Here is a 5,538-nt window from a genome sequence, read left to right as displayed (position 1 = left end):
TCAAACCCAAACGCATAGCGACCAGAGCCCTCTTCGAGCTGTTGTTCCCGCAGGATGGCAGCAACGCGCCCGGCTGAGCCTCGTGCGGCACATTGAGCGTCCGCCCCGAGTTCTCTGCCTCCTTCGGCCCTGACAGCGGCGCCCATAGCCGCAGCGCCGTGGGCATGGCCGAGTCGCCATTTGGCATTTCGGTCTATTGATGTTTCCCAAATTCGTGACGGTCCAAACCCCTCCCCACCCCAACCCTCCCCATGCATGGGGAGGGGGCGCCTCCTCCCCTACCGCGTGGGGGAGGTTGGGAGGGGGGAGCTTTGTGCGCCGCTTTGCGTCTGTCGCCCATTCTGAAAATCTCAATAAATTGAAGATGCGGTCGAACTCGCCGCTTGAATCACACGACCACAAGGAGCACCACCATGGCCGCTTACATCTACGCCGACATCGACATCACCGATCCTGCCGCCTACGAAACCTACCGTCAGCAAGTGCCGGCGCTGATTGCAGCCCATGGCGGGCGCTATCTGGTGCGCGGCGGCGCCGTCGAGGTGCTGGAGGGCGACCACGTGCCGCGGCGCCAGGTCATCCTCGAATTTCCGGACATGGCTCATCTGCAGGCGTTCTACACCTCGCCGCAGTACAAGACGCTGATCGCGATCCGCCAGGGCGCCTCGCTTGGCAGCCTGCTGGCCATTGAAGGCGTGTGAACGTCTCGCACGCCTTCAATGTGTGGTGAACAAGGCCAAGCCGACGAGCTCAGCACCGCATCAGGGTCGATCGTCCGAACAGGCTCTCGATCAATTCCACCGCCATGCCGGCCGTGCGATTGCAGACGTCGAAAGCGGGGTCGAGTTCCACAACGTCGAGTGCGGAAAGCCTGCCCGTGTCCGCGATCGTTTCCATGCAAAGTTGAGCCTCGCGATAGGTCGGTCCGCCACGCATGGTGGTACCCACACCCGGCGCGATATCCGGGTCGAGAAAATCCACATCAAAGCTCCCACGCAGATGTGCGTCGTCGTCCAATCCGGACAGCGCCATGGTCATGGCCCGACGCATGCCCAGTTCGTCGATGGTGCGCAGATCCATCACCTCGAGCGCGACGTCCTGGAGCAGGCGTTTTTCTCCGGCATCCACGCGTCGAATGCCGATCTGACGAATATCGGCCGGTGCGACTTGCCGTGCCACACCTCCGAGTGAGGTCAGGGACGAGGGCCCGTGCCCACAGCGGCGGGCCGCGGGCATGCCGTGCAGATTGCCACTCGGGGTGATGCGCAGTCTGCGGGGCCGCCCCAGCGTGACGGCGCTGCACTCGACCAACGGGCGCTGGGACATCGTGGCCGAATTGCAGGCCGATTCGCTGGAAGCGTTCTCCCGGGTGCTCAGCGCCATCCGCTTGATTGAAGGCAGCGCCAGCACGGAGACCAGCCTGCTGTTGTCCACGCACAAGGTCTAGCCATCGGGCAAGCTAGGGTCGGGAGGCGACCTTGTGCAATTCAGCCGCATGCGATGCGTCGTGGCCAGCGTCAATAGGTCAAGAGGCCAAAGCGCCCTTGCGATATTCATCGGGCGTGGCCCCCATCAGGCGGTGGAACATGCTGATGAACGCCGAAGATGTGCTGTACCCAAGGTCGTGCGCGATGTTCTCGACGGTGTCACCGGCCTGCAGTCGCGGCATGGAGCTGACGACCCGCAAGCGCTTGCGCCACTGCGCGAGCGACATGCCCAACTCCCGCTGGCAACGACGCATCAGGGTGCGCTCGGTGGTGTGCACCAAGCTGGCCAATTCCGCCAGCGAGCGCGTGTCGCCAGGGTTGGCCTCCAGTTCCAGCAACAACGGGTTCAGCAGCGGGTCCTCCGACATGGGCAAATAGCTGCCTGCGCAAGCTGCTGTGGCCAACTGATCCACCAAAACTTGCAGCAGCCGATTCACTGCATCCGATCCCGGCAATACCGGAGCATGCTGCCGCAGATGTTCCAGCAACGCCCGCATCAGGGGGCTGACCACCAGCGCACAGCAGGTCTTGGGGAGTGCCCCACACAACTCCTCGGCGATATAGAGCGAGCCGTGGCAAGCCGCCTGCCGGTTCAGCCCCCGATGCTCGAGATTCGGCGCAAGCCAGACGCCGTATTGCGGCGGCGCCAGGAGATGCCTGTCTCCCAGCTTGATTTCCATCACCCCGCTAAAAGCGTAGACAAACTCGCCCCAGGCATGGCTGTGCTGTGGATAGGTGGCATGCGCAGGCATGTTGGCGGTGCGAAAGGCAATCGGACTCGGCAACTCTTTGCCGAAAGGGGGAATGTGGAGGTGTTGCGCGGTTTCGTGCATGGTTCTCGGCTCGCCGATTGGCGCGATGCGGTGTCGTTATTTCACTATATGCCGCTGATGCGTCAAATGGACAATAGGGTTCAATACACGCCCTTTGACTTGAATCCCATGGATTCGCGCAAACCCCTCGACGCCCTGTCCGTCAGTCTCATGCTGCTGCTCTGTCTGATCTGGAGCATGCAGCAAATCGCGCTGAAGGCCACGGCGGCCGATATCGCTCCCATGCTGCAGATTGCACTGCGTTCCGGTGTTGGCGCGCTTTTGGTCAGTGTGTTCATGGCGATTCGCGGCCAGCATGTCTCGCTCGCCGATGGCAATTGGCGGCCAGGGCTAGTCGTCGGCGGTCTGTTTGCCCTCGAATACCTGCTCGTCAGCGAGAGCCTGCGCTACACATCCGCGGCGCATCTGGTGGTGTTTCTCTACACCGCGCCGGTCTTCGCCGCCCTGGGCCTGCACTGGAAGCTGCCGTCCGAACGGCTGGCAGCGCTGCAGTGGGTTGGCATCGCCCTGGCGTTTGGCGGCATTGCCGTAGCCTTCCTGGGCGGCGGGCATCGGGTCACGGCGGGCGAACCTTCCAACGTGCTGCTGGGCGATTTTCTGGCGCTCATGGCGGGTGCGGCCTGGGGAGCAACCACGGTGGTGGTGAGGACGACCAGCCTGTCCAGTTTGCCAGCAGCGCAAACCCTGCTTTACCAATTGCTGGCAGCCTTCGTGCTCTTGCTGACGGCTTCTTTCATCCTCGGGCAAACCACGTTTCATCCAACGCCGCTGGCCTTGTGGGCGCTGGCGTTCCAGTCGTTGATTGTGTCCTTCGCCAGTTTCCTGGCGTGGTTCTGGCTGCTGCGGCATTACCAGGCCTCGCGACTTGGCGTGCTTTCGTTCACGACCCCGCTGTTCGGCATCGTGCTTGGAGCGTGGCTGTTGAACGAGCCCATCAATCCAAGCTTTATGACAGGATCCCTGCTGATCCTGCCGGGCATCGTGCTGGTGAGCAGCTACGGCATGTTGAAACAATGGGCCGGTGCTCTCATCGCACGGCATCAGTGACCACGACGTAGCCCATGGACCAATCGGCAAAGGACCGCTTGCCGATTTCCACGCAACCCAGGATGACCGAGTCAGAGTGACGGGGATCTCTGAGAATTCTTCCGTAAGTTCGGTGCACGACGGCACGGCTTCCTTCCAATGCCTGGAAAAAATAGCCATCCGACATCACGAGCAAGCCACCCACACCGATGCTGATGTTGTTGCGGCGTGATTTGCCCAGGATGTCATGCTGGATATGCGAACGTGGGCGCAAGTCATGAGTGGGGCACGCCAACTGGATTTTGTTGCGGCTGAAAACGTCAATCAGGACTACCGTTTGTTTCTCGTGCAAGCGGTGTGAGATGCAGCGGGTGTTGCGGCCTTGGAAGTGAGGGCGGGCCCACCTCCAATTGCGCCGGCAACGCCCCTCGCAAAGCGTTGGCCAGCAGCAGGTCTTCGGCAGCAAGCAGATCGGCGCGGGTGATGATGCGCTCGGCCGCGCCGAGGGTGGCGTTCGTCAGCAGCGCGGCGCGGGCCACGCCGGGCAGCAGGCCGCAGCGCAGTGGCGGGGTGAACCAGCGGCCATCGAGCTTGACGAACACGCTGCTGCGGCCGCCTTCGCACAACTCGCCACGGGTGTTGAAAAACAGGGCGTCGAATGCGCCTTGCGCTTCGGCGGCTTTCCAGGCGGCGTCATAGCGGGCGCGGTGGGTGGTCTTGTGGCGCAGGAACAGGTCGTCGGGGTCGAACGCGGCGTGGTCCAGCAAGGTCTCCGCCAGCAGGACCTGGACCCGGCCTTCATGCCTGGGCAAGTCCGCCAGCGGCGCAGTGCTGAGGTGGCAGCTGCCATCGTGCCGCAGTTCGATGCGGGTGCGGTGCGGCGTGGCGGGCAGCTTGGCATGGGCCGCGGCGATGGCGTCGCGCAGGGCGCGAAGGTCGAGCCGGAAGCCGAAATAGCGGGCGGATTTGGCGAGGCGCTGGAGATGGGCGTTGATCTGTTCCGCGTTCTGCGAACCCCCGGGCGCGTCGCGACGCGCTGCAAAGGTTTCGATCAGGCCGAAGCCGGGGTCGAGGGCGGTGGCGAAGCGCGCCTTGAGCAGGCATTCGGCCCATTCGCCGACGGGGTCGGAGTCGGCCACCACGCCGCTGCCAAGGCCCAGACGGGCGGCGCGCGTACCTCGGCGCAGGCGATCGTCGATTTCCAGGGTGCGGATGGCGACGCTGAACACGGCCTGGACTTGGCTCGGAGGGCCGATACCTTCCCTGCCTCCCCCACCGGGTGGGGGAGGCAGGGAAGGAGAGTTTGCCACCGGCGCCACCCACCCCATCGCCCCGGTGTACAGCCCGCGCGCCTGCGGCTCCAGTTCGCCGATGATCTGCATGCTGCGGTGCTTGGGCGCGCCGACCACGGAGCCACAGGGAAAGAGCGCCGCCCAGAGTTCGCGCCAGCCGGTGGCGGGGGCGAGTTCGGCGCTCACGCTGGAGGTCATCTGCCAGACCTGGGCATAGGGCTCGACGCTGAAGCGCCGCGGCACGCGCACGCTGCCGGGCTTGGCGATGCGGCCGAGGTCGTTGCGCAGCAGGTCGAGGATCATCAGGTTCTCGGCGCGGTTCTTCGGGTCGGCACCTAGCCACGCTGCGGCTTGCGCGTCCTGTATCGGGTCGGCCTGGCGCGGCGCGGTGCCTTTCATCGGCCGCGCCGCGATGTGCCCGCCCGGCTGCAGGGTGAAGAACTGCTCGGGCGAAAGGCTGAGCACCCAGCGGCCGCTGGCTCGCACGGGCCGTGACGGCTGCGACGGATGCAGGGATGGGCCTCCAAGGTTTCCCGGCGTAGCACCATCGCCCCCCAGATAGGCCAGGCAGCGATAGGCCGTGGGCTGGCGCTGGCGCAGCGCGCGGTACAGCGCCAGGGGGTGGCCGAAGGCGCGGGCGTGCAGCGGGAAGGTGTAGTCGATCTGGTAGGTGTCGCCCGCCGCGAGATAGGCGGCGATGCGCGCCAGCGCGGCGCCGTAGCCGGCCTCGGTGATGCCGCGCCGCCAGCCGGCCAGGCCCGCCGGAGCGTCGGCCCCGCCGAGGGCGGCGAGCTGGCGGACCAGCCAGGCGTCCACCGCGTCGCCGCCGTCCAGCATGGTGGCCTGGGCGAAGCTCAAGCCCTCCACCAGCGGCGTCACGGGCGCGTGCGCCAGCGGCAG

The 5,538-nt window shown here is 65.2% G+C and carries 5 protein-coding genes and 2 pseudogenes; 3 read left to right on the top strand and 4 right to left on the bottom strand.

Going from position 1 to position 5,538, the window contains the following annotated elements; all coding sequences use genetic code 11:
- Positions 1–413: 413 nt before the first annotated feature.
- Positions 414–701: a DUF1330 domain-containing protein gene (locus tag ACYCUK_RS23070; RefSeq protein ID WP_112485723.1), complete on the top strand. Its 288-nt coding sequence runs from the start codon at positions 414–416 to the stop codon at positions 699–701.
- Between the two features lie 49 nt (positions 702–750).
- Here the strand turns inward: ACYCUK_RS23070 and ACYCUK_RS23065 are convergent.
- Positions 751–1,263: pseudogene (locus ACYCUK_RS23065) on the bottom strand (arginase family protein); the annotation flags it as partial.
- Between ACYCUK_RS23065 and ACYCUK_RS23060 the strand changes: the two are divergent.
- Positions 1,259–1,447, top strand: a pseudogene (locus ACYCUK_RS23060) (Lrp/AsnC ligand binding domain-containing protein); the annotation flags it as partial. The pseudogenes ACYCUK_RS23065 and ACYCUK_RS23060 overlap by 5 nt on opposite strands.
- Before the next feature lie 78 nt (positions 1,448–1,525).
- Here ACYCUK_RS23060 and ACYCUK_RS23055 read toward each other — a convergent pair.
- Positions 1,526–2,320, bottom strand: coding sequence for an AraC family transcriptional regulator (locus ACYCUK_RS23055; protein WP_461596940.1), 795 nt, complete (start codon positions 2,318–2,320; stop codon positions 1,526–1,528).
- Positions 2,321–2,428: 108 nt separating this feature from the next.
- On the opposite strand from ACYCUK_RS23055, the gene ACYCUK_RS23050 reads away from it, so the two are divergent.
- Complete coding sequence (locus tag ACYCUK_RS23050) at positions 2,429–3,367, top strand: DMT family transporter (protein ID WP_461596939.1); 939 nt, start codon at positions 2,429–2,431, stop codon at positions 3,365–3,367.
- On the opposite strand, the gene ACYCUK_RS23045 is transcribed toward ACYCUK_RS23050, so the two are convergent.
- Positions 3,348–3,698 (bottom strand): BLUF domain-containing protein, encoded by a 351-nt coding sequence (locus tag ACYCUK_RS23045; protein ID WP_461596938.1) that lies wholly within the window; start codon positions 3,696–3,698, stop codon positions 3,348–3,350. The genes ACYCUK_RS23050 and ACYCUK_RS23045 overlap by 20 nt on opposite strands.
- The coding region (locus tag ACYCUK_RS23040) for a chorismate-binding protein (RefSeq protein ID WP_461596937.1) at positions 3,667–5,538 on the bottom strand (1,872 nt) is incomplete at its 5' end. The genes ACYCUK_RS23045 and ACYCUK_RS23040, both read right to left, overlap by 32 nt.

This window comes from Thiomonas sp., from assembly GCF_054608695.1.
Note: the sequence above shows the minus strand (reverse complement) of the source record. Positions and strands in the feature narration are given on the sequence as shown.

Coding starts and splice junctions, on each gene's coding strand:
- ACYCUK_RS23050 (WP_461596939.1), top strand. CDS start 2,429: ATGGATTCGCGCAAACCCCTCGACGCCCTGTCCGTCAGTCTCATGCTG.
- ACYCUK_RS23070 (WP_112485723.1), top strand. CDS start 414: ATGGCCGCTTACATCTACGCCGACATCGACATCACCGATCCTGCCGCC.
- ACYCUK_RS23055 (WP_461596940.1), bottom strand. CDS start 2,320: ATGCACGAAACCGCGCAACACCTCCACATTCCCCCTTTCGGCAAAGAG.